Source organism: Prochlorococcus marinus str. AS9601 (genome assembly GCF_000015645.1).
In the GTDB taxonomy this organism is placed as follows: domain Bacteria; phylum Cyanobacteriota; class Cyanobacteriia; order PCC-6307; family Cyanobiaceae; genus Prochlorococcus_A; species Prochlorococcus_A marinus_O.
Genome location: NC_008816.1, coordinates 1,511,408 through 1,536,023, shown reverse-complemented (window position 1 = coordinate 1,536,023; position 24,616 = coordinate 1,511,408). Strand labels below are relative to the sequence as shown.

The window sequence follows — 24,616 nt, the reverse complement described above, 5'->3', positions numbered from 1 at the left end:
CCTTGTAGATTAAATACACTTACAAAAATAATTCAAAATATATGGCAGTTGCTCTTGCAGGACAATTAAGAGAAGGGACAAAAAAATCCCATACTATGGCAGAAAATACTGGCTTTGTGGCTTGTTTTTTAAAAGGAGTTGTTGAAAAAAAATCTTATAGAAAATTAATTAGTGATTTATATTTTGTTTATGCAGCTATGGAAGAAGAAATTGAAAGACTGGTAAATGAGGAACATCCCGTAATAAAACCTATAGGTTTTAAATCATTATTCAGGAAAGAAACTCTTGTAAATGATCTTAAATTTTATTTTGGTGAAAACTGGAAGAACGAAATTAATATTTCTCATTCAGCAAAAGAATATGTTGAAAGAATACGAGAGGTCGCTAAAAATTCACCAGAGCTCTTAGTTGGTCACCACTACACTCGCTACATAGGAGATTTATCTGGGGGGCAAATCTTGAAAAGGATCGCTAAAAAAGCATTAAATTTGCAGGGAAATGATGGTTTAAATTTTTATGAGTTTGAATTAATTGCTGATGAAAAGAAATTCAAGGAAGAATATTCCCTTACTTTGAATCAACTTCCTATAAATCAAAAGACGGCTGATCAAATTATTGATGAAGCTAATCAAGCTTTTACTTACAATATGAAAATGTTTAAGGAGCTTGAAGGAAACTTGATTGCTGTTTTAGGCAAGATTGTATTCAATTACATTACAAAAAAAGTTAGGAAAGGAAGTACCGAGACCTAATATTTATGTTTGATTCATTAGTTGATTTCCTTAAAACCAATATTGATCAATTAAATGGACATGAAGTACAAATATCTAGTGAATTCAAAGAACATCACAATGAAGACTCAAAATATATTATTAAAAATTGGCTTTTTTCATCTCCAGAATATAGAAAGTGGCGAATAACAAGATTAGATGGTGGCAAAAAACTGCAAGTGTTTAATACGGTCGCATATCCTAATTTTGAAAGTGAATTGCCTATTTTAGGAGCTGATATTTTATGGTTTGGAACTTCTCAAAAGTTATTAGCAATACTTGATTATCAACCTTTAATTCAAGAAAGCAAATATCTTGAAAAATATTGTTCAAGTTTAGGTATTATTAAAGAAGAATATTCTGCATTTGATAATAATAAAATGAAGAATATATATGATTCAAAAAAGTATTTTTCCCCATGGGTGATTATATGTAGAGGAAATAAATTAAATCTTGATAGAGATTTAAATGATATATTCCATTCATTTGTAAATAATTATTTGAACATTTATAAATCGAATCCTGTTAATCAATTTTTAAATTCAGAAGAAATAAAGATTAATCAAATTAAATATGATAAGTACAGTTTTGAAAAAGACCCTGCAGATAAATTGTTTAAATCTTTTTTTGGAGAAAAATGGACAAAAAAATTTATCAATAAATTTCTATTTACACTAAATAATGAGATTATTCATTGAATGTTAATACAAGATACTATTTTTTATAGGCCAGATTGGAGATGGCATAATTTTTTAAAATATTTAACAAATAATTTAAGTAAATATAACTGCTTAGAAAAAACAATACCCTCGGAATATTCTTATAAAGATTCAACTTATGGTTCAAAAAAATCAAAAAAAAATGTGAATCTATCTACTTGGGGTGTAACGCATAAAAAAAGAATTAAATTCGCAAGGGCAGTTTGCATAAATAGTCCAAATTATTCTGTTTTGAATTTTTTAATTATTCCTAATACTATTTATAATGTCCCATTTTTTGGAGTAGATTTTGTTTCTCTACCTAATAGTTATTTATTAGTGTTAGATTTTCAGCCTTCATTAAAAATACAAAATCAATACAATAATGATTTATTAGAAAAACTTATAAAACTTAAAAATCATTGTCATTCATCACTCCCATTAGCTGAAAAAATGTCTGCTGATGTAGCTAGATTTTTTTCTCCAGGAGTAATATGGTCAAAATTACCAAAAGAAGAAAGGAGTGATTTTTTAATTACTAATCAGCTGTATACTTCATTTAAGGAATATCTTGATTTGTATTTGGAAATTCTTTTCGAAAGCAAAGAAGTCAATATTGAACTACAAAAAGAATTAACAAATGGTCAAATTAATTATTTAAATTATAGAAGAGATAACGATCCAGCAAGACCAATGTTGTCGAGTTTGTTTGGTCAAGAATTTACTGAATCTTTAATTGAAGAAGTTTTATTTACTACTTAAAAGTCTTATAATTTATTGGAATTTGAAATCATATGAATAAAATTTCTGTTCTTTTTGTATGTTTGGGAAATATTTGTAGGTCTCCTGCAGCAGAAGCTATCTTTATAAGTCTACTTGAAAACAAAGGACTAACCGATGGCTTTATTGTAGATTCTGCTGGAACTGGGAGTTGGCATATTGGAAAAAAAGCTGACTCAAGGATGAGAATTGCGGCAGAAAGAAGAGATATACATATCTTAAGCAGAGCTCGTCAAATTACTAGCAAAGATTTTGGCGAATTTAACTATATTCTTGCGATGGACGATTCAAATTTTAGAAATATTCAAGATCTTAAAAATAGAACAGCTTCAACTGGTTTTGCATCAATTAAAAAAATACAAAATTTTAGATCAGTTTTTAATGAGCAAGAAGTTCCTGACCCATATTTTGGAGGTGATGAGGGCTTCGATTATGTCCTTGATATTTTAGAAGACTCTGTAAGCGGTTTTTTGGAAAGTATTTCTTGAATTTATTTGATCTCACTCTCTTTAGGAATCTTGTCATTATAAAGATCGATAATTTTATCCACTACCTCATTAATTGAATATCCATCCGTAATAATTTCTATTGCGTCATTCGCTTTTATTAGAGGTGAAATTTTCCTATTGGAATCTTCAGAATCTCTTTGCTTTATAAGTTCTTTTAATTTATGAAGGTCTATTTCTTGTAAGTCTTTACTATTTTTATCAGATTTTCTTCTTTTTGCTCTTTCATCGATGCTAGCAGTTAAAAATATTTTAAGTTCTGCATGAGGAAAAACAGTAGTTCCTATATCTCTTCCCTCAGCTACAAGTCCGCCTGATTCTCCAATTTTTCTTTGTTCTTCTACTAAGAATTCTCGTACTTCTTTTATAGAAGAAATTTTAGAAACGATGGAACTTATCTTTTGCGACCTAATTTCTTCAGTAACACAGTAGTTGTTAACATAAACATCCTGATGTGAACTTGTATTCGATTTGAAAACAATAGATATATCTTTAAGAATGTTCTGTAATTTATTTTCTTTTTTAAAATCAATATTTTCTTTTATGATGAGCCAACTCAATGCCCTATACATTGCTCCAGTATCTAAATATAAAAGTTTAAGTTTCTTTGCTATTAACTTTGTTACAGTACTCTTACCAGACCCTGCAGGACCATCAATTGCAATAATTGGCCTTCTTTTCATAAGAAAAACGTGATCAATTAATCTTGTCTCTCCACATCTTATCGCACCAGCCAGTAACGAAATATTATCCTCAATTTTTGCTTTTTGGAGTGTATAAGGGTGCAAATGTTCTAAATATTCAATTGAAATTTTTTTTTCTGATAGCTTTTTAATTATTTCTTTTAAATTGATCTTTTTTTCTTTTTGAAAATTTTTTTTTGCTTCTAATAACTCCCTTGAAAAAAAACTAATCAATTTTCTTTCGTTTTTTGATAAATGTACATTACGAGAACTTAAAGGAATCCCATCAAAATCTCTTTGTGTAGGAATAGATTTTATAGCAATATTTAATTTCTTTCTTAGGACAAGATTTTTTAAAATTAAAAGTTGTTGCCAATCTTTTTCTCCTAAGTAAAGATTTTTTGGCTTGATGAGATTAAGTAATCTATAAACTACTGTGCAAACGCCATCAAAATGTCCAATTCGATTTAATCCACATAATGCAGAAGATAATTCTATTGGAGCTTTTAGGAAGCTAATATTATTATTCGGTGGATATATATCTTCATTACTTGGGATGAAGATGGCATCTGCACCATTTGAAAAGGAGATATTTATATCATTATCAATTGTTTTAGGGTAATTCTCTAAATCCAACTTGTTATCAAATTGAAGTGGATTAATAAAAATACTTACCAAATTAATATTAGAATTGTCATTTTTTGCTGTTGATATTAGTTTTATATGTCCATCATGAAGATTACCCATTGTTGGAATGAAGTTAATTTCACTATCTATATCTTTCCTCCAATTTTCTATTTCTTCAGTTTTCCTTATGATTAACTTCTTCACTTTGTTTTTAAAAAATAAATCTATTTGATAAATAATTACTGGACAAAATCAATCTTAGGAGGAAGATCTATATAGAGAAAGTCTATCATTTTTATTTCATGGATTACAAAACATCAGGTGTTGATATAGAAGCTGGGCGAGAATTTGTTTCCGAAATTAAACAGGCAGTTGAAGGAACACATACATCTAATGTGATTGAGGGTATTGGTGGGTTTGGAGGTTTGTTTAGAATTCCTATCGATAGTTTTAAAAAACCAGTTCTTGTTTCAGGAACTGATGGTGTTGGAACAAAATTAGAATTAGCCCAAAGTAAAAACTTCCACTTTGAGGTTGGTATTGATTTAGTTGCTATGTGTATGAATGATATTATTACAAGTGGGGCAAAACCTTTATTTTTTTTGGATTATATTGCTACTGGTAAACTTGATAAGAATCAATTATTGAGGGTTGTTAAGGGAATTTCACATGGCTGCGGAGAAAATAACTGTTCATTACTCGGCGGAGAAACTGCTGAGATGCCTGGATTTTATTCAAAAAATAAGTATGATCTTGCAGGATTTTGTGTTGGAATAGTTGATGAGGATAAGCTTATTAATGGTAAAAAAGTATCTGAAAATGACTTAATAATTGCTTTAAAAAGTAATGGAGTTCATAGTAACGGCTTTAGTTTAGTAAGAAAAATTATTCAAAATAATAATCAAATAGATAAAGAATTTGAAAAAGTTTTTCACTTAAATTTTTATGATGAGTTATTGAAACCTACAAAAATTTATAATAATGTGATTAACCAAATGTTAACTGAAAATATAGAAATTAAAGCAATGTCTCATATTACTGGGGGAGGAATTCCAGAAAATTTACCAAGATGTATGCCTTCTGATTTTATTCCTTATGTAGATACCGGTTCTTGGGAAATACCTATTATATTTAAATTCCTCAAAGAGAAAGGATCGATTCCTGAAAAAGATTTTTGGAATACTTTCAATCTTGGAGTAGGATTTTGTTTAATTATTGATAAACAATTTAAGGATCCGATATTAAATATCTGTAAAGATAATGAAATAGATAGTTGGGAAATTGGAAAGATAGTTCGAAAAAATGATTCAACGATTAGTAAATTTTTGCCAGAAATTTTAACTTAAATTTTTTTATCTTCTTTTAATGAGTTTTAAAAAATTATTTTTTATACCCAAATGAAAAAGTTAGGTGTAATATAATAAAATTACCGCCGAATTATATCGGAAGTTTAAGTATTAAGATTTAACCTTTTATTCAATGCCCTTTGCAAATAATCAAAGAATTACACGTAGACGTAGTTCAGCTGGCCCTACACCTCCCAAAAGACCATTAGGTAATAATTCTGAATCAATGAGTAGACAGGCTCAGGGTCCAAGACCAACTTTTTTGACGCTAAGGGATCATGGGAAAGTTTTTGTTGCTGATTTACCTAATTTGTCGGATGGTCAATTAGCGCATATTAGTAAAGAAGCTAATGAAGTTTTAAATAGTTTGGAAAAAAGACTTAGCGATCTTGAAAATGAGCCTAATGTTAGTAATCCTGAAAACGATACGCTGATAAAAGCATCTACCAAAAGAGATGTCACACTGAGGTTTATTAAATCAATTGAGGAAGAACAAGAACATAGAAAAAATAATCCTGCTTTACGAGATGCTGCATCCGAATCGCTACCGAGAACTTTTCTTGAGGTTGCTAGACATAGATTGCCAGGTGCAACTTTTGATTCACTACTTCGAGAGGCTCTTGAAGCTTGTGCAGTTGATGAGAGTACTGAAGAAAATCAAGTTATTGATGAGCCTAAAGAAACTGTAAAAATCATGGATATACCCTCTTCCAACACAAATGCTTCACTTGTTGTTAGTATCGACTCAAGTGATGATACCTAGAATGGCTCTATTTGATTCAACACAAGATTTAATAAGTTTTAAGAATATAAATATTTCAAAGATTAACCCTTCTTCAGAGAAAGATCCTATTTTATGTAATCATTGCAAAAGGACTGCATCAAATGGTGTTAGATGTTTAGGGATGTGTGTAGCAGATAATGATTACTAAAATAGTTCAAATTTTTATATAAATAATTGAAACTTTTTACCGTCTATTTAAGATTGAGTATTTTCGAAAATTTCATTATTAAATGTGAAAAAAATTAAAACAGGGGGGACCCAGATTCGAATAAGGTTTATCTTTTAAAGTAGTAAGCTATTACTAACTTCTAAAATATTATCCGTAACTTGCTGTCTGTTTGCTTTCCATAAATCTCATTATTAATAACTTTGTTTGATTTTTATTGAATACGAAATTGCACTCTGGACAGCAAGGATTAATTAGAAAAATACAAAAACAATATTCAGTGTAAATTGATTTCTAATAAACTTTTAAAAGTTTAAAAGGTTTTAACTATTGACTTTAGATGATAAAAAAAGAGAGTATGGATAAATATATTTCTATTAGTATAGAAAAGTAGGAATATGATTTTGTCTTAAATTGAGTTTTTTAAGAAGTTGATTTTACTAAAAGTCTTTGACAATAAATTAACTGAAATTTTTTCTTTAAAAAGGAAATTTCAACCTTTTTTAATTTTTAATGTATTTTTATTATTTTTGACATTTAATATATCTAAAGCAGATACGAATAATTCTACTAATTCAAAGAATAATCAAATAGAAATAGAATATTTAGAATCAAGAAATGAATTAGAGGATTACATTTTTGATACTGGCGATTCAATTTCTTTAGAATTTTATCCTGCGGTTGAATTAAGTGGAGTTTATACAGTTAATGAAGAGGGAGAATTATTCTTACCAATGTTGGATGAAACATTTGTAAGAGGACTAACAAAGTCTGAATTAAAAACTTTATTAGAAAAAAGATACGATGATTTTCTTATTGATCCAGAAATAAAAGTAAAGATCGCAGTATTTAAAAGTATTAGAGTATTAGCAAGAGGTGAGTTGAGGAATCCTGGTTTTTACAAATTTTCTGCTTATTCATCACCTTCAAGGATAACTTTAGAAAAAAAAGATAATTCTGAGTTGGATTCATTGATAGAAAATTACAATGAGCAATCAGATTTAAGTCAAAATTTGCAATCAGATAATCAATCTTCACAAGATTTAGAAGTCAAAAGATCAAGTGAAAATCTAACTACTATTTCTGATGTAATTAGAAAAGCTGGTGGCATAACTTCACTAACTGATTTATCTAGAATTGAAATTATAAGAGATGTACCTCTTGGAAAAGGCGGAGGCAAAAAGAGAGCGATTATTGATTTTAGTACTTATATAAATTCATCAGATACTACTAACGATATACGTATATTTGATGGAGATAGTTTATTCTTTCCAAAACTGAGTAAAGCTAATACAAATCAAATACCAAAATCGATTTTATCTGGTATTACTCCAAAATTTATTACAGTAAGTCTTTTTGGTAGAGTTGAAACTACTGGAGTGGTAAAACTCCCCATTGAAGCTGTCCTATCAGATGCTATTGATTTGACTGGACCGATAAAACCTCTCTCGGGAAAAATTGTTCTTATAAGGTACTCGAACAATGGAAGAGTTATTAAAAAAAATATTTCTTATTCTGCAAATGCAAAAAGAGGATCCAAAAGAAATCCTTATTTAAAAAAAGACGATTTAATATCAGTGAAAAGTAGTTTTTTTGGAAAAACTACTGGTGTAATAAAAGAGATTACAGCTCCTTTTGTGGGTATTTATTCAACTAAAGAATTAATAGAAGGTTTTAGTGAATAATTAAGAATTTTATTGTAAGTCTAATTATTTTGATTTTTTAGGCAGAAATAGGATACTAGTATTAGTTGATTTAAAATCTATAAAAATCGCTTTATACTTGCTGTCAACTAAATTTGCTTATTGATGTATAATCGTTTTTCAAAACTTACTGTGCTGGAAAGGATAACAGTAAAAATGATTTCAAAATTGAAGAAGGCGGCACCCAGATTCGAACTGGGGATAAAGGATTTGCAATCCTCTGCCTTACCACTTGGCCATGCCGCCGAAAAAGATTCAATTAAGTCTTCTTATGATCTTAACAGTAAGAGGCATCATTCTCTGTTATTTATATGCAATGGCCATGGAGAAGATGTAATCGCATCGGAAATAATAAAAAGATTACTAAAAAAAATAAAATATAAAAGTATCGAAGTTTTGCCTTTAGTAGGAAATGGAGATGTATTTAATTCCATAAAATCAAAGAATTTTCGTAAAATAGGATTTTTAAAAGAGTTGCCTAGTGGAGGTTTTAGTAATCAAAGTCTGAAGGGATTTGTGCTTGATTTGTTTGCAGGATTTTTAATCGATAATTTAAGAAATTTTCTACTTGTAAAACAGAAGTCAAAACATAACTACAAAATTATCGCAGTAGGCGATTTCTTGCCATTACTATACGCTTGGAGTTCAGAATGCGAATTTAGTTTCATTGGAACTCCTAAAAGCGATCATACTTGGAGTAGTGGGCCAGGTTGGGATTTAAGCGATTTTTATCATAAGTTGAAAGGTTCTGAATGGGATCCATGGGAAATGTTTTTAATGAAATGTCCAAGATGTAAAAATTTAATTATGAGAGATAAAATTACAGCTAATAATTTGAATAAGAAAAATATTGATGCAAAATACTTGGGTAATCCAATGATGGATTTTGTTAATGAAACAAACGATAAAATATCAAATATTATTTCTTTTAAAAGGATTATTTTATTAGTTGGAAGTAGATATCCAGAAGCTCTTAAAAATCTTGATAATTTTCTAAATTGTTTGCAAGATTTTCATTTATCAAAGGATTTGGTTATTCTTTTGCCTTTGAGTATTAATGCAAATGTGATTCAAATTGAAAGTTATTTAAATAAATATGGTTTTATAAAACAGAGTAAAGTTAAATTTCTAATTAATGAAGATTCAGTATGGAAAAAGAAAGATCAATATGTAGTGATTGGTAAAGGTAAATTCAATTTATGGGCCAATATGGCAGAAGTTGGCTTGTCTAATGCAGGAACTGCTACAGAGCAAATTGCTGGCCTTGGAATTCCATCTCTCTCTCTACCGGGACCTGGACCACAATTCACAAAATCATTTGCAAAAAGGCAATCAAGATTATTGGGCGGTAGTGTTATAGTTTGCAAGAACAAAAAAATTCTTTTAAAACGTTTAAGTTTACTTTTGAAAAAAAAAGTTTATAGGTTAGAACAAGCAAAAATAGGCAAAAAAAGAATGGGGGAAGCCGGAGCAAGTAAGAAAATCGTAGATACCATAAACCTTCATTTGTTATCTTAGTAAATGGCACTAGCTTATTAATTATTAATTCTTTTATGTATCCAATAAATGATCGGCAATATCTAAAAATTTGTGCAGAGATTGCAAAACTTATGAGTATAAGCTTATCTTCTGCTAAAAAGAAAGTAGAAATTCAACTTGCAAAAGAAGGATCGAAAACTATTCAAGAAAAAATACAAGTTGCTCAAAATGTTTTAAAAATTTGTCAAAAAAATGATGGAGATCAACTAAGTTCTTCAAGAATACTTGATAAGCTTATGAAAACTCTTGATGGTGAAGATAATTTTTTAACTGAAGATTGATTCTTAATGTTCAAATATATTTGAGAATTTTAGTATGTCTAAATCAGCATGTACAGAAACTGTTTCGAAACATTTTTGAGCTAATTCATATCTATTCTCTCTTTTTAAGATAACTTTTAATTTAAGCATAGCTTCAATTAAATATCTAACATCATTTGCTGCATAATCTAGTTGATCTTTTGTTAAATCTTCGTTGCTACCCCAATCACTACTTTGCGAGCTTTTGTCCAGTTCTATACCTAACAATTCATTAATTAAATCCTTTAAGCCGTGTTTATTTGTATAAGTTCTTGCCAACTTACTAGCAATTTTTGTACAAAAAATATTTTTTGTATTAATTTCAAGATTGCATTTTAAAGCTGCTACATCAAATCTCGCATAGTGAAATATTTTAGTAATTTTGTCATCTTCAAGAAGTGCTTTTAAATTAGGTGATGAAGACGTATTAAGTTCGATTTTTATACAGGATGTTCTTTTAAATTCATTGCATATTTGTACTAAACAGAGTCTATCTCTTCCATGAATTAAGCCCATTGCTTCAGTGTCAATAGCAAGGTACGATGATTTTTTGTAAAGATTGTATAAATCTACTGTTAAATCGCTATAAAGAAAATCAATATTTTTATTTTCAATAGTCATTTTTAATAAGTTTTTAAGGTAATTTAAAATTTAGAATATTACTTAAGATTTTATTTAATTAAGAATTTTTATCTAATGGGAATATTTTACAGAACAATTCTAAAAAATTATAATAAGATGTAACTTTAATTTTTATTCTCGAGTTACTAGAAAAAATTATTTAATGTCATATTCCTTAAATTCTACATTATTGCTGACAATTCTCTTAGCCATAGGATTATTTTTTTTTCTTAGGGCTTCCAGTAAAGATAGAACAACCATCGTTGAGATTTCATCTTCTCAGAAGCCAATTAAGGTTTTAAATGGTTTATGTGAATGGCTTAATTTGAGGGGATGGAAGCAAACAGGAGGAGATTTTGAACAAAGAATTTTAATATTTAAGGGTCAAGTTGTTTCTAGTAAATTTTTAGCAATTTTTTTAGGTTTTCTTGGCGGTTTTGGTTCTTGTGCTTTGGGATTAGTAATTATTCAAATATATCCCGAATTAGGTTGGTGGCCTATTCTTTTGGGATTAATTGGTGGCCCTTTGTCTGGAATTGTTTACTTTAAAAAATCAGCTAGAGAGGAGAAATTTGAATTAAGGTTGCTAAATGAAAATGAAAATGATTCAACTTTTATGAGACTTAGAGCCCATAGGGATGAATTAATCTCTTTAGAAAATGAACTCGGAGAAAAACTTCAATTGAAAAGTGACGGTTCTTTATTTAAAACACCTATTTAAGATACTTGAAAATTTTATTTGATAATTTTTAATCAAAAATATTATTCTCCATACAGAATTTTTCTAACTCTTTATCATTAAACCAATCTTGGGGTTTTGTAAAAATTGATGTGAGAAATTCCTCTCGAGAGCCATTTTTAGCTTTATATCCATATTCCCATCTAGCTAAAGGCGGTAAGGACATTAATATAGATTCAGTTCTGCCATTTGTTTGTAGCCCAAAAATCGTCCCTCTATCCCAAACTAAATTGAATTCGACATATCTACCTCTTCGATATAGCTGGAATTCTCTTTCTTTCGGTGAATATTTTTGAGAAGCTCTTTTTTCAATAATGGGCAAATATGAAGGTAGGAATGCCTGCCCACAGTTTTCTGCTAAAGAAAATAAATTATCCCAATTTAAATTAGATCTGCCAACATTTTGTGAAGCTTTTGATGCTTCTCCATTTTTATTATTTCCTCTATAAATATTTCCTGAACCATCTTGATAATCATAAAAAATACCTCCTATACCTCTAGATTCATTTCTATGTTTCAAGAAGAAATATTCATCACACCATGGTTTGAAAACTTTATGCAAATCTTGATCAACTTTCTCACAAGCTTTTTTATGCTCATTATGAAAATTCCTTACATCAGAAAGATAAGGATAAAAAGGGGTTAAGTCTGCACCTCCTCCAAACCACCAAACAGGACCAGCTTCGAAATATCGATAATTCAGATGAACTGTGGGAATATAGGGATTCTTAGGATGCAAAACCATAGAAGTTCCCGTAGCAAACCATTCATGACCTTTTGCTTCGGGCCTTTGAGAGATTATAGATTGAGGTAATTCTTTTCCTTGTACTTCCGAGAAATTTACGCCTGCTTGCTCAAAAATAGAACCATTTTTCAATACTCTAGATCTTCCACCGCCACCTTCGTCTCTTAGCCAGGATTCCTCTGTAAATTTTCCTTTTCCATCTACATTTTCAAGTCCTGAACAAATTTTGTCTTGTAGAGTTAATAAGAGATTTTTAGTTTTTTCTCTCGAGTTTTTAGGAGGTTCTTTCAACATGTATTTAGTAAATCTTGAAGAAAAAAAATTTTTTGGTTAATTATAAGTTTCTCTTTATAATTTCTCTTAGGGGGACCTTATTGCCTATTATTTGATAGTTCGACATAGTTCTTAATCTTTTAAACAGTCGACTACCTTGTCAAAATATTTAAAAATTTAATGACCACAATAGAAGATGCGAATTTAGCTTTACAAAAAGTTCTAGATGCTGGATCAAAGAAAAATGTAATTGAATTAGCTTGGATTAAAAATGTAAGAGTAACTATACCGAGAGTAATCGTAACATTATCATTACCATCGTTTGCAAATTCTCAAAGAGATAGAATTGTACAAGAGGTTAGAAGGGTACTACTGGATTTTGAAGATATTAATGATGTTCAAATAGAAATAGATAATAATCCTTCCAAAACAGAATCTCAAAATCAAAGTAAAGTGCCTGAGTTGCAGATGATTGATGGGATTCGGCATATCATAGCTGTTAGTAGTGGTAAAGGTGGAGTTGGAAAAAGTACCATTGCAGTTAATCTCGCTTGTTCTCTAGCTAAATTAGGTTTAAAAACTGGTTTGCTGGATGCCGATATATATGGACCTAATACTCCCTCAATGATGGGAGTTGCCGAACAGAATCCAAAGGTTACAGAAGGTAGTGGCAGTGATCAAAGGTTAATACCAATATATAAATATGGAATTTCATTGGTATCCATGGGTTTTCTCATAGAAGAAGGTCAGCCAGTTATATGGAGAGGACCAATGCTTAATAGTATTATTCGACAATTTTTGTACCAAGTTGAGTGGAATAATCTTGATTTTCTGGTTATTGACTTGCCTCCAGGAACGGGAGATGCTCAAATATCTCTTTCTCAATCTGTTCCTATAACTGGAGCTATTGTTGTCACCACTCCTCAACAAGTATCTTTGCAAGATGCAAGGAGGGGATTAGCAATGTTCAAACAACTTGGAGTGCCGTTACTGGGAATTGTAGAAAATATGTCAGTATTTATTCCGCCGGATATGCCAAGTAAAAAATATGAAATTTTTGGTAAGGGTGGAGGTAAAATATTAGCTAAAGAAAATGATTTGCCATTATTAGCCCAAATTCCTATTGAAATGCCTCTCGTTGATGAAAGCAATAGGGGTGTACCAATATCAATAAGCCAGCCCAATAAAAATAGTTCTATTGCTTTTAGTAATTTAGCTCAATTAATTAAGAGTCAATTTGTTAATAGATAATTGATGTTTAGGAGAATTTCTTTATTAAATAAGAGAGGATTTTTCCCAAAAAAAGAAAACTTTAAGAGAGGTTTTTTATTTTCTCCACTACTTATAATTCCTCTGTTTTTGGTTATTATTTCGGGTTTATTAATAAAAAGTATTCAGGGTGATTTTTTAGTATCGAATTATTTGAGTCATATTTTTACTGGTTTTTTAGGTTATTTTTTAGCATTTTTTATTTCTTATATACCGTTAGAGAGACTAAGAAAGTACTTAGTACCATTTTATTTGTGTACTTTAATATCCTTATTACTAATATATTTCTTTGGGATATCAGTTTCTGGAGCTCAAAGGTGGTTAAACTTGGGTATCTTTTCTTTTCAGCCTTCAGAAGTAGCTAAACTAAGTACTGTATTAACTCTTGCTTTAGTACTCGACAAAAAAATAATTTGCACAATAAGGGACTTAATTTTGCCCTTATTAGTAGTAGTTATTCCTTGGTTATTGGTTTTCTTTCAGCCGGACTTAGGTACCTCTTTAGTTTTAATTGTTTTGACAGGTGTGATGCTCTACTGGTCGCAAATGCCCATAGAGTGGATTTTGTTATTAGTATTTTGTCTTGTCACTTCTATATTGTATTTGACCTTACCAAATCTTCTTGTTTTCTGGATTCCATTTATAGGATATCTTGCTTATAGATCTTCGAGAAAGAAAATTATTTTTCCTGCTATCGCGATTTCTTTTCATTTATTAGTGGCAAAATTGACACCATTTTTGTGGCAATATGGCTTAAAAGAATATCAAAAAGATAGATTAGTTTTATTTTTAGATCCAAATAGAGATCCATTAGGTGGTGGATATCATTTGATACAGAGTCAAATTGCAATTGGTTCTGGAGGATTATTTGGTACTGGTTTGCTAAAAGGTAAGCTGACTAATTTGCAATTTATACCAGAACAACATACTGATTTTATATTCAGTGCTTTAGGCGAAGAATTGGGTTTTGTGGGGTGCATAGTAGTTTTATTTTTGTTCTTTTTTTTGATAAAAAAACTTATTAATACTGCAACAATTGCCAGGACTAACTTTGAATCTCTAATTGTTATTGGAATAGCCTCAACTTTTTTGTTCCAAATAATTATTAACTTATTTATGACTATTGGATTAGGACCAGTTACTGGAATCCCCCTTCCTTTTATGAGCTATGGTCGAACGTCATTGGTGACCAATTTTATATCCATTGGATTTGTTTTATCTATATTAAAACGTTCTAGATCACTAAGAATTTGATGAAATCACAAATAACCATAAAAAAAATTCAAGAGCTTTTGATTAAAGGAGTTAAAAAAATATATGTGGATGATGATACATCCAGAAGAATGTGGTGGGCTTCTTTAGAAGTTATTCAAAAAGATTTCCTTTATCAGAATTATAAACAGGGGGGGATATGGGTTGCCTCGCCTTTGCCAGCCTTTAATGATAAAAAATTTTTAAATCAACTTCATGGATGGCTTTGGTCTCCTGAGGGGTTTCCATACTTTCAAAATGAGAATGCAGGTTTTTTACCAGTCAATAATTCAGAAAAGATAAAAAACGATTTCGATTTAATTAGTAATTATAAAGTTTTAAACCTTTGTCAAGAAGATGGCTATGAACCTTTTTTGATGATAATCACTCCAAATTTTCAATGCGTATTATCAATTGTAGGAGAAAAAGATAAGAAAATTCTATTAATGAAGTGTGATGAAGAGAGCCTTAAACTTTCAATTGAATTAATGCATGCAAAATTAAATCAAGAAAATTATGAGGAAGGAGTAAAATTTCGTAATGCAATTAATAACTTAGGCAATCTTAATGTTAATAATCAATTTGAAAAATTATTTTGGCCAATATTATCGGCAAAATTAGCAAATTTCACGCCAAATCACAATATACAGAATTCTGTGAATAATGATGAAAAAAATGTGCAAATAACTGAAGCAAAATTATTACGTGCAATATCTCATGAAGTAAGAACTCCTTTGACAACAATAAGAACCTTAATAAGTTCTACTTTAAAAAAATATAAAATGGATGAATCAATGAGAAATCGTTTAATTCAAATAGATAATGAATGTAATGAACAAATTGATAGGTTTGGTTTAATCTTTAATGCAGCAGAATTAGTTGGTAATGAATTGCCATCATTGAATAACTTGGCGAAAATTAATTTAGCCGAAATTTTCAAAAAGCTTTCTCCTTTATGGAATAAACAATTAAACCGACGTGGTATTTCTTTGAAGATAGATATCCCTAAACAACTTCCACAAATTTTGAGTGATTCTGAAAAATTAGAATTAATGTTAAGAGGATTAATTGATAAAAATACTAGAGGATTAAAAGAAGGTAGTACATTAATTTTAGAATTAAGACCAGCTGGTCAAAAACTCAAACTTCAACTCAAAGTACAAAAATTAGATAACAATCAAAATGAAAATCTAAAAAAAGATAACGGTTCTGATATTGGCCCTGTTTTAAATTGGAACCCTCAAACTGGAAGTTTACAACTTAGTCAAAATGCCACTCAAAAGTTGTTAGCTAGTCTAGGAGGGCATGTTACACAAAGACGTGATACAGGTTTGACAGTATTTTTTCCGATTTCAGATTCAAAATAAAATGAGAAACAAGTTTTCCATATATTAAATAATGTAGAAAATTTGCTATGAATTTTGAATTTTGCAAAATATGAATGCTAGTTTCTTATTAGAAATAACTCAAAATCTAGGATGACTGAAACTTTAGTTGGTCAATTTCCAAAGCATATAGGAAGTACTGGGGGTTTATTAAACTCAGCAGAAACCGAAGAAAAATATGCAATTGTATGGAAAAGTTCCAAGGAACAAGCATTTGAATTGCCTACCGGCGGAGCGGCCTTAATGCATGAAGGTGATAATTTAATGTACTTTGCTAGAAAAGAACAATGTCTTGCATTAGGGACACAATTAAGAGCTTTCAAACCAAGAATTGAAGATTTTAAAATCTACCGCATTTTCCCAGGTGGCGATATTGAATTTTTACACCCCAAGGATGGTGTTTTCCCTGAAAAAGTAAATGAAGGCAGAGAGAAAGTAGGTCATAATCCTAGAAGAATAGGTGAGAACCCTAATCCAGCTGGTTTGAAATTTACAACTAAGAATACTTTTGATTAACTTCTTTAAAGTTGATATAAAAGAAGAAAATAATTATAATTTGGGCTGACATTATTAATATGATCAGCTCACAAAAAGATAGTTTTTTAAAGGCTTACAAAGAAGGTAAAAACTTTATACCTATAGTTGAAACTTGGCCAGCAGATTTAGAGACTCCATTATCGACTTGGTTAAAATTATCTTCAAAAGATTCCCATGGTGTTTTTCTTGAATCTGTTGAGGGTGGCGAGAATTTGGGTAGGTGGAGTATTGTTGCTACTCAACCTCTTTGGGAAGCCGTTTGTTATGGAGAAGAAATAATTAAAACTTGGAATAATGGCAAAACTGAAACACATAAAGGTGATCCTTTTGATATTTTGAGAAGTTGGACAAACGAATACAAGTCAACCACGCTTGATGAATTACCCTCAATTGGACAGTTATATGGCTCTTGGGGTTATGAATTAATAAATCGAATAGAACCAAGCGTTCCAATAAATGAAAAATTAGAAAACAATATCCCTTATGGTTCCTGGATGTTTTTTGATCAGATAGTTGTTTTTGATCAAATAAAAAGATGTATTACTGCAGTGGTTTATGCAGATACAACTTCTACAAAAGAGTGCGAAATTGAACTGTTGTACCTAAACTCAATTTCTAGAATTAAGAAAACTAGAAATTTAATGAGAGTTCCTCTAAAAGAAAATGAGTTTTTAGATTGGAATGAAAATGAGAATTTGAATTTAGATCTAGAAAGTAATTGGGAGAAAAAAGATTTTGAGGATGCAGTTCTCTCTGCAAAAGAATATATAAGAAAGGGAGATATCTTCCAAATAGTTATTAGTCAGAGATTCCAAACTCAAGTCAATAATGATCCCTTTAATTTATATAGAAGTCTGAGAATGGTTAATCCATCTCCATACATGTCATTTTTTGATTTTGGCTCATGGTATCTGATAGGTTCAAGTCCTGAAGTCATGGTTAAAGCAGAAAAAAATAAAAATAGTCAGATCGTTGCAAGCTTAAGACCAATAGCTGGCACTAGACCTAGAGGTATTGATAATCAGCAAGACTTGGAATTAGAAAAGGAATTATTAAAAGATCCAAAAGAGATAGCTGAGCATGTAATGCTAATTGATCTTGGGAGAAATGATCTTGGAAGAGTTTGTGAAATTGGTACTGTCAAGGTCAAGGATTTAATGGTTATTGAGAAATATTCACATGTTATGCATATAGTCAGTCAAGTTGAGGGAATCTTAAAAAATAATGCTGATGTATGGGATTTGCTCAAAGCATCCTTTCCCGCTGGGACAGTAACTGGCGCTCCAAAAATAAGAGCTATGCAATTGATTAAGCACTTTGAAAAAGATGCTAGAGGACCTTATGCAGGTGTATACGGATCTATTGATATTAATGGCGCATTAAATACAGCAATTACAATAAGAACTATGATAGTAAAACCCTCAATAGATGGGAAATATGATGTTTCAGTGCAAGCAGGAGCTGGAATAGTTGCTGATTCTTTTCCTGAAAATGAATATCAAGAGACGATAAATAAAGCAAAGGGAATACTAAAAGCACTAGCCTGTTTGGATAAATAAATGAGTCAAAATAATCTTTATAAGGGTTTTGAGGTGGAACTTTTTACAGGCTCTTTAAATTCTCATATTGGTGTTTCGGATGAAATTGAGAAAATATTTCCTGATTTTGTGAAAGAGCCAGATAACAGAAACGTTGAATACATAACAACTCCTGAAAAAGATTACGGTTCTTTATATGAGAAATTAAAAATTCCAAGAAAAAAGTTAAGACGATGGCTTAACAAAAAAGATTTAACAATCATTCCTTCATCAACTCTTTGTTTTGAACACGATATTCAATTTCAAAGATCTGACATTAACAATCTTTATCATCAATTTATACAAGATAATTATGGAACTGCCATAGCAACTTCAAGTGTACATATAAACATAGGAATAGATGATTTAGATAAGCTTTTTGCGGCTATTAGACTTACAAGATCTGAGGCTGCTTTATATCTATCACTAAGTGCTAGTTCACCATTTTTAAATAATGAAATTACGGAGAATCACTCTCAGAGATGGATGCAGTTTCCTAAAACTCCAAGTAAGGTGCCTTTTTTTGTGAATCATGATTCTTATATTGCCTGGATAGAGAAAAATATAGCTAATAAAAATATGCAAAATATCAGGCATTTTTGGTCTTCAATCCGACCAAATGGTCCCCAAAGACCTTTAATTCTTGATCGCTTGGAATTAAGAATTTGTGATTTTGTTCACGATATTAATTTGCTTTTAGGGATAACGGCCATGATAGAACTGAGGATTTTAAATCTTTTTGAAAATATAAATACCTTAGATCCTATGAATGCTAGTACTTTTTCTCTGGATGAGTTATCAGAAATATGTGATCAAAATGAAATTAATGCTGCTAAAGATAGTCTGAATTCAGAGTTAATTCACTGGGAAGATGGCAAAAGAGTTATTTGTAGTGAATGGATTCAAAACTTATTATCAGATTTATCATCCACAGCAGAAGGCTTTGGTATGAAACATCTTTTAGATCCTATCTATAAAGTGCTTGAAGAAGGCAATCAATCTATGAAATGGATAAATCAATATGAAAAAGGTCTTTCTATTGAGCAGATAATGAAAATTTCTATCGAAGATATGATTAGGAGTGAGGCCTAGAATGTTTGATTATTTAAATAAACTTTGATCTGAACATTTTCACTTATGACATAATGATTATATGGAATCTTTTCGCCAGGTAAAAAATAATAATGTGGATCTGATAAGTAACAATGATCCACTTGATAAAAATCGTCTTCTAATTGAAGATCTCTGGGAATCTGTGCTAAGAGAAGAATGCCCAGATGATCAAGCAGAAAGGTTGATACAGCTTAAAGAATTAAGTTATTCAAAACAAATTGATGGCGATAGTTCAAAAACTTTTAAAAATGAAATAGTTGATATTGTAAATTCTATGGATTTAGCAGAATCCATAGCTGCAGCAAGGGCTTTTTCATTATATTTTCAACTTGTGAATATTTTGGAACAAAGAGTTGAGGAAGATAGATATATTCAAAGCTTTACCAATAAGGATGTTCAAAAATCGCCCGACAATCTTGATCCTTTTGCCCCAGCATTGGCTAGGCAAAATGCTCCTGTAACTTTTAGAGAATTGTTTTACAGGCTTAGGAAACTAAATGTGCCACCAGGCAAATTAGAAGAGTTATTACAGGAAATGGATATTCGTTTAGTTTTTACTGCACATCCGACGGAGATAGTAAGACATACGATTAGACATAAGCAGACAAGAGTAGCAAATTTGTTAAAAAAAATACAGATTGAGCAATTTCTGACAAAAGAAGAAAAAAATTCTTTAAAAACCCAATTAAAAGAGGAAGTAAGACTTTGGTGGAGGACTGATGAATTGCATCAATTTAAACCTTCAGTTTTAGATGAAGTTGATTATGCCTTGCATTATTTTCAGCAAGTTTTATTTAATGCGATGCCTCAGTTGAGGGGAAGGATCGCTGAAGCACTTACCGATAATTATCCAGATGTTCAGTTGCCCTCAGAATCTTTTTGCAACTTCGGTTCTTGGGTAGGCTCTGATAGGGACGGTAATCCATCGGTCACTCCTGAGATAACATGGAGAACTGCTTGCTACCAAAGGCAGTTGATGTTGGAAAGATATATTATTGCGACGTCTAATCTTAGAGATCAATTAAGTGTTTCGATGCAATGGAGTCAAGTCAGTTCCTCCTTATTAGAGTCACTTGAAACTGACAGGGTTAAGTTCCCTGAAATATATGAAGCTAGAGCTACAAGGTATAGATCAGAACCCTACAGATTAAAATTAAGTTATATCCTAGAGAAATTAAGATTAACACAAGAAAGAAATAATTTATTAGCTGATAGTGGATGGAAATTTGACTTGGAAGGAGAAACTGATAACAAAAATTTAGATAAAGTTGAAAGCTTATATTACAAGTCAGTAAAAGAATTTACTTATGATCTAGAACTTATCAAAAATAGTTTAATTAGTACAGATTTAAATTGTGAGTCTGTAAACACCTTACTTACTCAAGTTCATATTTTTGGATTTTCCTTAGCAAGTTTAGATATTCGTCAAGAGAGTACAAGGCATAGTGACGCTATTCAAGAGCTTACAAATTATCTTGATTTATCTGTTCAATATGACCAAATGTCTGAGGAAGAGAAAATTAAATGGCTTATAGACGAATTAAATACAAAAAGGCCTTTAATTCCATCTGACGTTCACTGGACAAAAACCACAGAAGAAACATTTTCAGTTTTTAAAATGGTTAAGAGACTACAGCAAGAATTTGGAAGTCGCATTTGTCATTCTTATGTAATTTCAATGAGTCATAGTGCATCTGATTTGCTTGAAGTTCTCTTACTGGCAAAAGAAATGGGACTTCTTGATCAAAATTCACAAAAGTCAAAATTATTAGTTGTTCCTCTTTTTGAAACTGTGGAAGACCTTAAAAGAGCACCAGAAGTAATGGAAAAGTTGTTTAAATTAGATTTCTATAGATCATTATTGCCAAAAGTAGGAGAATCTTTTAAACCTCTGCAAGAATTAATGCTTGGATATTCTGATAGCAATAAAGATTCGGGGTTTGTTTCTAGTAATTGGGAAATTCATAGAGCCCAAATAGCTCTTCAAAATCTTTCAAGTAGGAATAACATATTGTTAAGACTGTTTCATGGAAGAGGTGGTTCTGTAGGTAGAGGAGGAGGACCAGCCTATCAGGCAATATTGGCTCAACCAAGCGGTACTTTAAAAGGGCGAATAAAAATAACAGAACAAGGAGAAGTTTTAGCTTCTAAATATAGTCTTCCGGAACTTGCTTTATACAATCTTGAAACTGTAACTACAGCGGTAATTCAAAATAGCTTGGTAAATAATAGACTTGACGCTACTCCAGAATGGAATCAATTAATGTCTAGGTTGGCAGAAACATCAAGGTCTCACTACCGAAAATTAGTGCATGAGAATCCTGACTTGTTGAATTTCTTTCAAGAGGTCACTCCAATAGAAGAAATAAGTAAATTACAGATATCCAGTAGGCCTGCAAGAAGAAAAAAAGGTGCAAAAGATTTATCAAGTTTACGAGCTATTCCATGGGTATTTGGATGGACACAAAGTAGATTTCTTTTACCAAGTTGGTTTGGAGTAGGTACTGCATTGTCATCTGAATTAAATTTAGATCCACAACAAATTGAATTACTAAGAGTCTTGCATCAAAGATGGCCATTTTTTAGGATGCTTATATCTAAGGTAGAAATGACATTATCTAAGGTGGATTTAGAAGTGGCAAGATATTATGTTGATACTCTTGGCAGTAAAGAAAATAAAGATTCTTTTGATAATATTTTTGAAGTAATTTCTAAAGAATATAATCTCACGAAATCTTTAATACTTGAAATTACTGGTAAAAATAAGCTTCTTGAATCTGATAGAGACTTGAAGTCATCTGTAAGCTTGAGAAATAAGACAATCATTCCATTGGGGTTTTTGCAAGTTTCACTTTTAAGAAGATTAAGAGACCAGACAAGACAACCCCCAATAAGCGAGTTTTTTCTGGATAAAGATGAATCTACAAGAGCTTACAGCAGAAGTGAACTATTAAGGGGAGCACTTTTAACTATTAATGGGATAGCAGCTGGTATGAGAAATACAGGATAATAATTGCAATATTTTTCTAAAAAAAAACTTGTTCTTCCAGAAGGTTATTTTGTTAACTCTTCTCAAATACCATTAGCTAAAGAAGTTAATAAACTTTTAGCTAATTGTGGTTGTGATACATTTCCAATAAAACCTTTTTCCGAGGCTATTGAGAAAAGTAATTTCTTTTTTACCATACAGAATGAATTAAAAAATAAGTTATATGGCTTTGTAAGGGTTACGTCTGATAGGGGGTTAAATGCAAACTTGTGGAATTTAAGTGCATTGCCAGGTAATAATCAGCAACTTTATTATTCAATATTGATTCAAGTAACTCTTGAGAAAATAAATAGAGAAATGCCTGGATGCAGTATTTCTGTACAGGCACCAGTATCTTCGTTTTTAAGTTTAGAGGAGAATGGATTCATACTAGATCCAAATGGAATAAGAGTAATGGGATATAAACTTTAAAAATGATGTTACGAGCATGGAGGGATTCGAACCCCCGACTCTCAGAACCGGAATCTGATGCTCTATCCAACTGAGCTACATGCCCTTTAATTTTTCAATTTCTTTAAAGAAAATCTAAACATTTTAAACTTAGCTAATTTAATTAATGAATGCACAAAAAAAATTTTTTTAAATAAATTAAAAATTAAAAATTTTCGAAACTATAAAAGTTTTGAAATTGATTTAAAAGAGCAAAGAACTATTGTTCTTGGCTGTAACGGTATTGGGAAGTCAAATTTACTTGAATCGGTTGAATTTTTAAGTCAACTAAAATCTAATAGAGCATTAAGCGATAAGGATTTAATTGAGAATGACAGTGATATGGCTGTAGTCAAAGGACAGATAAATTTTAAAGATGATTTAAAGTTAAATTTATTCCGCAAAGGGCCTAAAAGAATTTACGTCAATGAAACAATCTTGAAAAAACAGAGTGAAATAAAGAATTATATTCGGAGTGTATGTTTCTGCTCCAATGATATCGATATTGTTAGAAGTGAACCAAGTTATCGAAGAATATGGATTGATAAAGTCGTATCTCAGCTTGAACCAGTATATTTAGATCTGATAAGTAGATTTAATAGGATTTTAAAGCAAAGAAGTCATTTTTGGCGTTCCGAAAGTTTTTTAAAAACTCAATCTTCAGATATTGTTGAAAGCTTTGATATTCAAATGTCAATAATAAGTACAAGAATTTTTAGGCGCAGAAGAAGGGCATTATTAAAAATAAAACCATATGTTGAATATTGGCATAATCATTTAAGTAAATCTAAAGAGCAAATAGATATAAATTATCTTTCCGGGATACAAAATATAAGTCCAGAAGAAGAAGAAGAAGAAGTTATTAGTAAAAAAATAGTAGAACAACTCTTAAATCAGCGTTCAATAGAAGCATTGACAGGTAAATGTAATTTTGGACCTCATCGTGATGATGTTGAGTTTCTAATTAATAATGTTTCAGTTAGAAAATATGGTTCTTCAGGACAGCAAAGGACTTTTATCTTGGCTTTAAAGATGGCTGAACTCGATTTATTAACTAAAACATTAAATGTTCCTCCAATACTTATATTGGATGATGTTTTGGCGGAATTAGATTTAACCAGGCAAAATTTGTTATTAAATTCTGTTGGCAAAGATAGTCAATGTTTTATAAGTGCGACACATTTGGATAAATTTAATCAGTCTTTCGTAGGCTCTTCACAAATGATTCACTTATAATTTCAAAAAAGCATGATTTTTAGCTAATCTTAATTTCATATAAATTCTTAAATGGAAACCTACAAAAAAAGTCACATTTTAAGTTCGTTAAGTGATGAGCAAAAATTAAGTCATCAAAGTAAACACCTTTTGTTGGAACTTTATAAATGCGATGGCGAAAAATTAAATGACGAATCCTTTTTGCGCTGTATTCTTAATAGAGCTGCTAAATTGGCAAATGCAACAGTTTTAAATTTGATAAGTAATAAATTTGAGCCTCAGGGGGTTACAGCAATTGCATTACTGGCAGAATCTCATATTTCAATACATACTTGGCCTGAATCTAATTATTCGGCAGTCGATATTTTTACATGTGGTCGAAATATGATGCCTGAACTAGCTAGTCAATATATAATTGAATCTTTGATGGCTAAAGAACATTCTTTGCATGTCATTGAGCGAAATCCACCTTCAGCAGTACCCAAGCAGATCAGAACAGCTGTTTAAAACAA

The 24,616-nt window shown here is 30.6% G+C and carries 24 protein-coding genes and 2 tRNA genes; 21 read left to right on the top strand and 5 right to left on the bottom strand.

Annotated elements, in window-relative coordinates; translation table 11 throughout:
- The first annotated feature begins 41 nt into the window (after positions 1–41).
- Genes A9601_RS17590 through A9601_RS17575 form a run of 4 tightly spaced genes read left to right on the top strand, consistent with a single transcriptional unit; the run spans position 42 to position 2,736 of the window.
- Positions 42–752, top strand: coding sequence for a heme oxygenase (biliverdin-producing) (locus A9601_RS17590; RefSeq protein WP_011819208.1), 711 nt, complete (start codon positions 42–44; stop codon positions 750–752).
- A 5-nt stretch (positions 753–757) separates the two neighbouring features.
- Positions 758–1,468, top strand: coding sequence for a 15,16-dihydrobiliverdin:ferredoxin oxidoreductase (locus tag A9601_RS17585; protein ID WP_011819207.1), 711 nt, complete (start codon positions 758–760; stop codon positions 1,466–1,468).
- Positions 1,469–2,230, top strand: a complete 762-nt coding sequence (locus tag A9601_RS17580) for a phycoerythrobilin:ferredoxin oxidoreductase (RefSeq protein ID WP_011819206.1) — start codon at positions 1,469–1,471, stop codon at positions 2,228–2,230. It begins immediately after the preceding gene.
- Positions 2,231–2,262: 32 nt separating this feature from the next.
- Complete coding sequence (locus tag A9601_RS17575) at positions 2,263–2,736, top strand: low molecular weight protein-tyrosine-phosphatase (protein WP_011819205.1); 474 nt, start codon at positions 2,263–2,265, stop codon at positions 2,734–2,736.
- Positions 2,737–2,738: 2 nt separating this feature from the next.
- Here A9601_RS17575 and A9601_RS17570 read toward each other — a convergent pair whose 3' ends face one another.
- Positions 2,739–4,268 (bottom strand): bifunctional pantoate--beta-alanine ligase/(d)CMP kinase, encoded by a 1,530-nt coding sequence (locus A9601_RS17570; RefSeq protein ID WP_011819204.1) that lies wholly within the window; start codon positions 4,266–4,268, stop codon positions 2,739–2,741.
- A gap of 98 nt (positions 4,269–4,366) precedes the next feature.
- Between A9601_RS17570 and purM the strand changes: the two genes are divergently transcribed.
- The 4 genes from purM (at position 4,367) to A9601_RS17555 (ending at position 8,045) form a co-directional block, all read left to right on the top strand.
- Entirely contained in the window at positions 4,367–5,410 is a 1,044-nt protein-coding gene (gene purM / locus A9601_RS17565; RefSeq protein ID WP_011819203.1) for a phosphoribosylformylglycinamidine cyclo-ligase, read from the top strand.
- Between the two features lie 133 nt (positions 5,411–5,543).
- Complete coding sequence (locus A9601_RS17560) at positions 5,544–6,173, top strand: hypothetical protein (protein ID WP_011819202.1); 630 nt, start codon at positions 5,544–5,546, stop codon at positions 6,171–6,173.
- 1 nt (position 6,174) lies between these two features.
- Positions 6,175–6,342: a hypothetical protein gene (locus tag A9601_RS18850; RefSeq protein WP_011819201.1), complete on the top strand. Its 168-nt coding sequence runs from the start codon at positions 6,175–6,177 to the stop codon at positions 6,340–6,342.
- 548 nt (positions 6,343–6,890) lie between these two features.
- Positions 6,891–8,045, top strand: coding sequence for a polysaccharide biosynthesis/export family protein (locus A9601_RS17555; protein ID WP_225866256.1), 1,155 nt, complete (start codon positions 6,891–6,893; stop codon positions 8,043–8,045).
- Between the two features lie 193 nt (positions 8,046–8,238).
- Here the strand turns inward: A9601_RS17555 and A9601_RS17550 are convergent.
- Positions 8,239–8,309 (bottom strand) — tRNA-Cys (locus tag A9601_RS17550).
- Here A9601_RS17550 and A9601_RS18410 point away from each other — a divergent pair.
- A complete protein-coding gene (locus A9601_RS18410; protein ID WP_071813234.1) occupies positions 8,274–9,581 on the top strand; it encodes a lipid-A-disaccharide synthase-related protein in 1,308 nt (435 codons plus the stop codon). The genes A9601_RS17550 and A9601_RS18410 overlap by 36 nt on opposite strands.
- A gap of 35 nt (positions 9,582–9,616) precedes the next feature.
- Positions 9,617–9,883, top strand: a complete 267-nt coding sequence (locus tag A9601_RS17540; RefSeq protein ID WP_011819198.1) for a hypothetical protein — start codon at positions 9,617–9,619, stop codon at positions 9,881–9,883.
- A 3-nt stretch (positions 9,884–9,886) separates the two neighbouring features.
- On the opposite strand, the gene A9601_RS17535 is transcribed toward A9601_RS17540, so the two are convergent.
- On the bottom strand, positions 9,887–10,522 hold the full coding sequence (locus tag A9601_RS17535; protein ID WP_011819197.1) for a ribonuclease D: 636 nt from the start codon (positions 10,520–10,522) through the stop codon (positions 9,887–9,889).
- Positions 10,523–10,685: 163 nt separating this feature from the next.
- On the opposite strand from A9601_RS17535, the gene A9601_RS17530 reads away from it, so the two are divergent.
- Positions 10,686–11,243, top strand: a complete 558-nt coding sequence (locus A9601_RS17530; protein ID WP_011819195.1) for a cofactor assembly of complex C subunit B — start codon at positions 10,686–10,688, stop codon at positions 11,241–11,243.
- Between the two features lie 28 nt (positions 11,244–11,271).
- Here the strand turns inward: A9601_RS17530 and hemF are convergent, their stop codons facing one another.
- Positions 11,272–12,300, bottom strand: a complete 1,029-nt coding sequence (gene hemF, locus A9601_RS17525; protein ID WP_011819194.1) for an oxygen-dependent coproporphyrinogen oxidase — start codon at positions 12,298–12,300, stop codon at positions 11,272–11,274.
- 159 nt (positions 12,301–12,459) lie between these two features.
- Between hemF and A9601_RS17520 the strand changes: the two genes are divergently transcribed.
- From A9601_RS17520 to A9601_RS17485, 8 genes are all read left to right on the top strand, one after another.
- On the top strand, positions 12,460–13,530 hold the full coding sequence (locus tag A9601_RS17520; protein WP_011819193.1) for an Mrp/NBP35 family ATP-binding protein: 1,071 nt from the start codon (positions 12,460–12,462) through the stop codon (positions 13,528–13,530).
- 3 nt (positions 13,531–13,533) lie between these two features.
- Complete coding sequence (gene rodA / locus A9601_RS17515) at positions 13,534–14,802, top strand: rod shape-determining protein RodA (RefSeq protein WP_011819192.1); 1,269 nt, start codon at positions 13,534–13,536, stop codon at positions 14,800–14,802.
- Positions 14,802–16,166, top strand: coding sequence for a sensor histidine kinase (locus A9601_RS17510; RefSeq protein ID WP_011819191.1), 1,365 nt, complete (start codon positions 14,802–14,804; stop codon positions 16,164–16,166). Before rodA ends, A9601_RS17510 begins: the two co-directional genes overlap by 1 nt.
- Positions 16,167–16,277: 111 nt before the next feature.
- Positions 16,278–16,700: a photosystem I reaction center subunit II PsaD gene (locus A9601_RS17505; protein WP_011819190.1), complete on the top strand. Its 423-nt coding sequence runs from the start codon at positions 16,278–16,280 to the stop codon at positions 16,698–16,700.
- A gap of 59 nt (positions 16,701–16,759) precedes the next feature.
- Complete coding sequence (locus A9601_RS17500; protein ID WP_011819189.1) at positions 16,760–18,280, top strand: anthranilate synthase component I family protein; 1,521 nt, start codon at positions 16,760–16,762, stop codon at positions 18,278–18,280.
- On the top strand, positions 18,281–19,390 hold the full coding sequence (gene gshA, locus A9601_RS17495; RefSeq protein ID WP_011819188.1) for a glutamate--cysteine ligase: 1,110 nt from the start codon (positions 18,281–18,283) through the stop codon (positions 19,388–19,390).
- Positions 19,391–19,451: 61 nt separating this feature from the next.
- Positions 19,452–22,421: a phosphoenolpyruvate carboxylase gene (gene ppc / locus A9601_RS17490; protein WP_011819187.1), complete on the top strand. Its 2,970-nt coding sequence runs from the start codon at positions 19,452–19,454 to the stop codon at positions 22,419–22,421.
- A 3-nt stretch (positions 22,422–22,424) separates the two neighbouring features.
- Positions 22,425–22,871: a hypothetical protein gene (locus A9601_RS17485; RefSeq protein ID WP_011819186.1), complete on the top strand. Its 447-nt coding sequence runs from the start codon at positions 22,425–22,427 to the stop codon at positions 22,869–22,871.
- 11 nt (positions 22,872–22,882) lie between these two features.
- On the opposite strand, the gene A9601_RS17480 is transcribed toward A9601_RS17485, so the two are convergent.
- Positions 22,883–22,956: transfer RNA gene (locus A9601_RS17480), tRNA-Arg, on the bottom strand.
- A gap of 35 nt (positions 22,957–22,991) precedes the next feature.
- Between A9601_RS17480 and recF the strand changes: the two genes are divergently transcribed.
- Positions 22,992–24,125: a DNA replication/repair protein RecF gene (gene recF / locus A9601_RS17475; protein ID WP_343205483.1), complete on the top strand. Its 1,134-nt coding sequence runs from the start codon at positions 22,992–22,994 to the stop codon at positions 24,123–24,125.
- 51 nt (positions 24,126–24,176) lie between these two features.
- The gene (speD, locus tag A9601_RS17470) at positions 24,177–24,611 is read left to right on the top strand and encodes an adenosylmethionine decarboxylase (protein ID WP_011819184.1); all 435 of its coding nucleotides are present in this window, start codon (positions 24,177–24,179) and stop codon (positions 24,609–24,611) included.
- Positions 24,612–24,616 lie beyond the last annotated feature (5 nt).

What these genes read in the sequence shown, in the direction of transcription:
- A9601_RS17580 (WP_011819206.1), top strand. Translation starts at nt 1,469, where the DNA reads ATGTTAATACAAGATACTATTTTTTATAGGCCAGATTGGAGATGGCAT.
- A9601_RS17585 (WP_011819207.1), top strand. Translation starts at nt 758, where the DNA reads ATGTTTGATTCATTAGTTGATTTCCTTAAAACCAATATTGATCAATTA.
- rodA (WP_011819192.1), top strand. Translation starts at nt 13,534, where the DNA reads ATGTTTAGGAGAATTTCTTTATTAAATAAGAGAGGATTTTTCCCAAAA.
- A9601_RS18850 (WP_011819201.1), top strand. Translation starts at nt 6,175, where the DNA reads ATGGCTCTATTTGATTCAACACAAGATTTAATAAGTTTTAAGAATATA.
- A9601_RS17540 (WP_011819198.1), top strand. Translation starts at nt 9,617, where the DNA reads ATGTATCCAATAAATGATCGGCAATATCTAAAAATTTGTGCAGAGATT.
- A9601_RS17575 (WP_011819205.1), top strand. Translation starts at nt 2,263, where the DNA reads ATGAATAAAATTTCTGTTCTTTTTGTATGTTTGGGAAATATTTGTAGG.
- A9601_RS17520 (WP_011819193.1), top strand. Translation starts at nt 12,460, where the DNA reads ATGACCACAATAGAAGATGCGAATTTAGCTTTACAAAAAGTTCTAGAT.
- A9601_RS17535 (WP_011819197.1), bottom strand. Translation starts at nt 10,522, where the DNA reads ATGACTATTGAAAATAAAAATATTGATTTTCTTTATAGCGATTTAACA.
- A9601_RS17505 (WP_011819190.1), top strand. Translation starts at nt 16,278, where the DNA reads ATGACTGAAACTTTAGTTGGTCAATTTCCAAAGCATATAGGAAGTACT.
- A9601_RS17530 (WP_011819195.1), top strand. Translation starts at nt 10,686, where the DNA reads ATGTCATATTCCTTAAATTCTACATTATTGCTGACAATTCTCTTAGCC.
- speD (WP_011819184.1), top strand. Translation starts at nt 24,177, where the DNA reads ATGGAAACCTACAAAAAAAGTCACATTTTAAGTTCGTTAAGTGATGAG.
- A9601_RS17590 (WP_011819208.1), top strand. Translation starts at nt 42, where the DNA reads ATGGCAGTTGCTCTTGCAGGACAATTAAGAGAAGGGACAAAAAAATCC.
- gshA (WP_011819188.1), top strand. Translation starts at nt 18,281, where the DNA reads ATGAGTCAAAATAATCTTTATAAGGGTTTTGAGGTGGAACTTTTTACA.
- A9601_RS17560 (WP_011819202.1), top strand. Translation starts at nt 5,544, where the DNA reads ATGCCCTTTGCAAATAATCAAAGAATTACACGTAGACGTAGTTCAGCT.
- A9601_RS17510 (WP_011819191.1), top strand. Translation starts at nt 14,802, where the DNA reads ATGAAATCACAAATAACCATAAAAAAAATTCAAGAGCTTTTGATTAAA.
- purM (WP_011819203.1), top strand. Translation starts at nt 4,367, where the DNA reads ATGGATTACAAAACATCAGGTGTTGATATAGAAGCTGGGCGAGAATTT.
- hemF (WP_011819194.1), bottom strand. Translation starts at nt 12,300, where the DNA reads ATGTTGAAAGAACCTCCTAAAAACTCGAGAGAAAAAACTAAAAATCTC.
- ppc (WP_011819187.1), top strand. Translation starts at nt 19,452, where the DNA reads ATGGAATCTTTTCGCCAGGTAAAAAATAATAATGTGGATCTGATAAGT.
- A9601_RS17500 (WP_011819189.1), top strand. Translation starts at nt 16,760, where the DNA reads ATGATCAGCTCACAAAAAGATAGTTTTTTAAAGGCTTACAAAGAAGGT.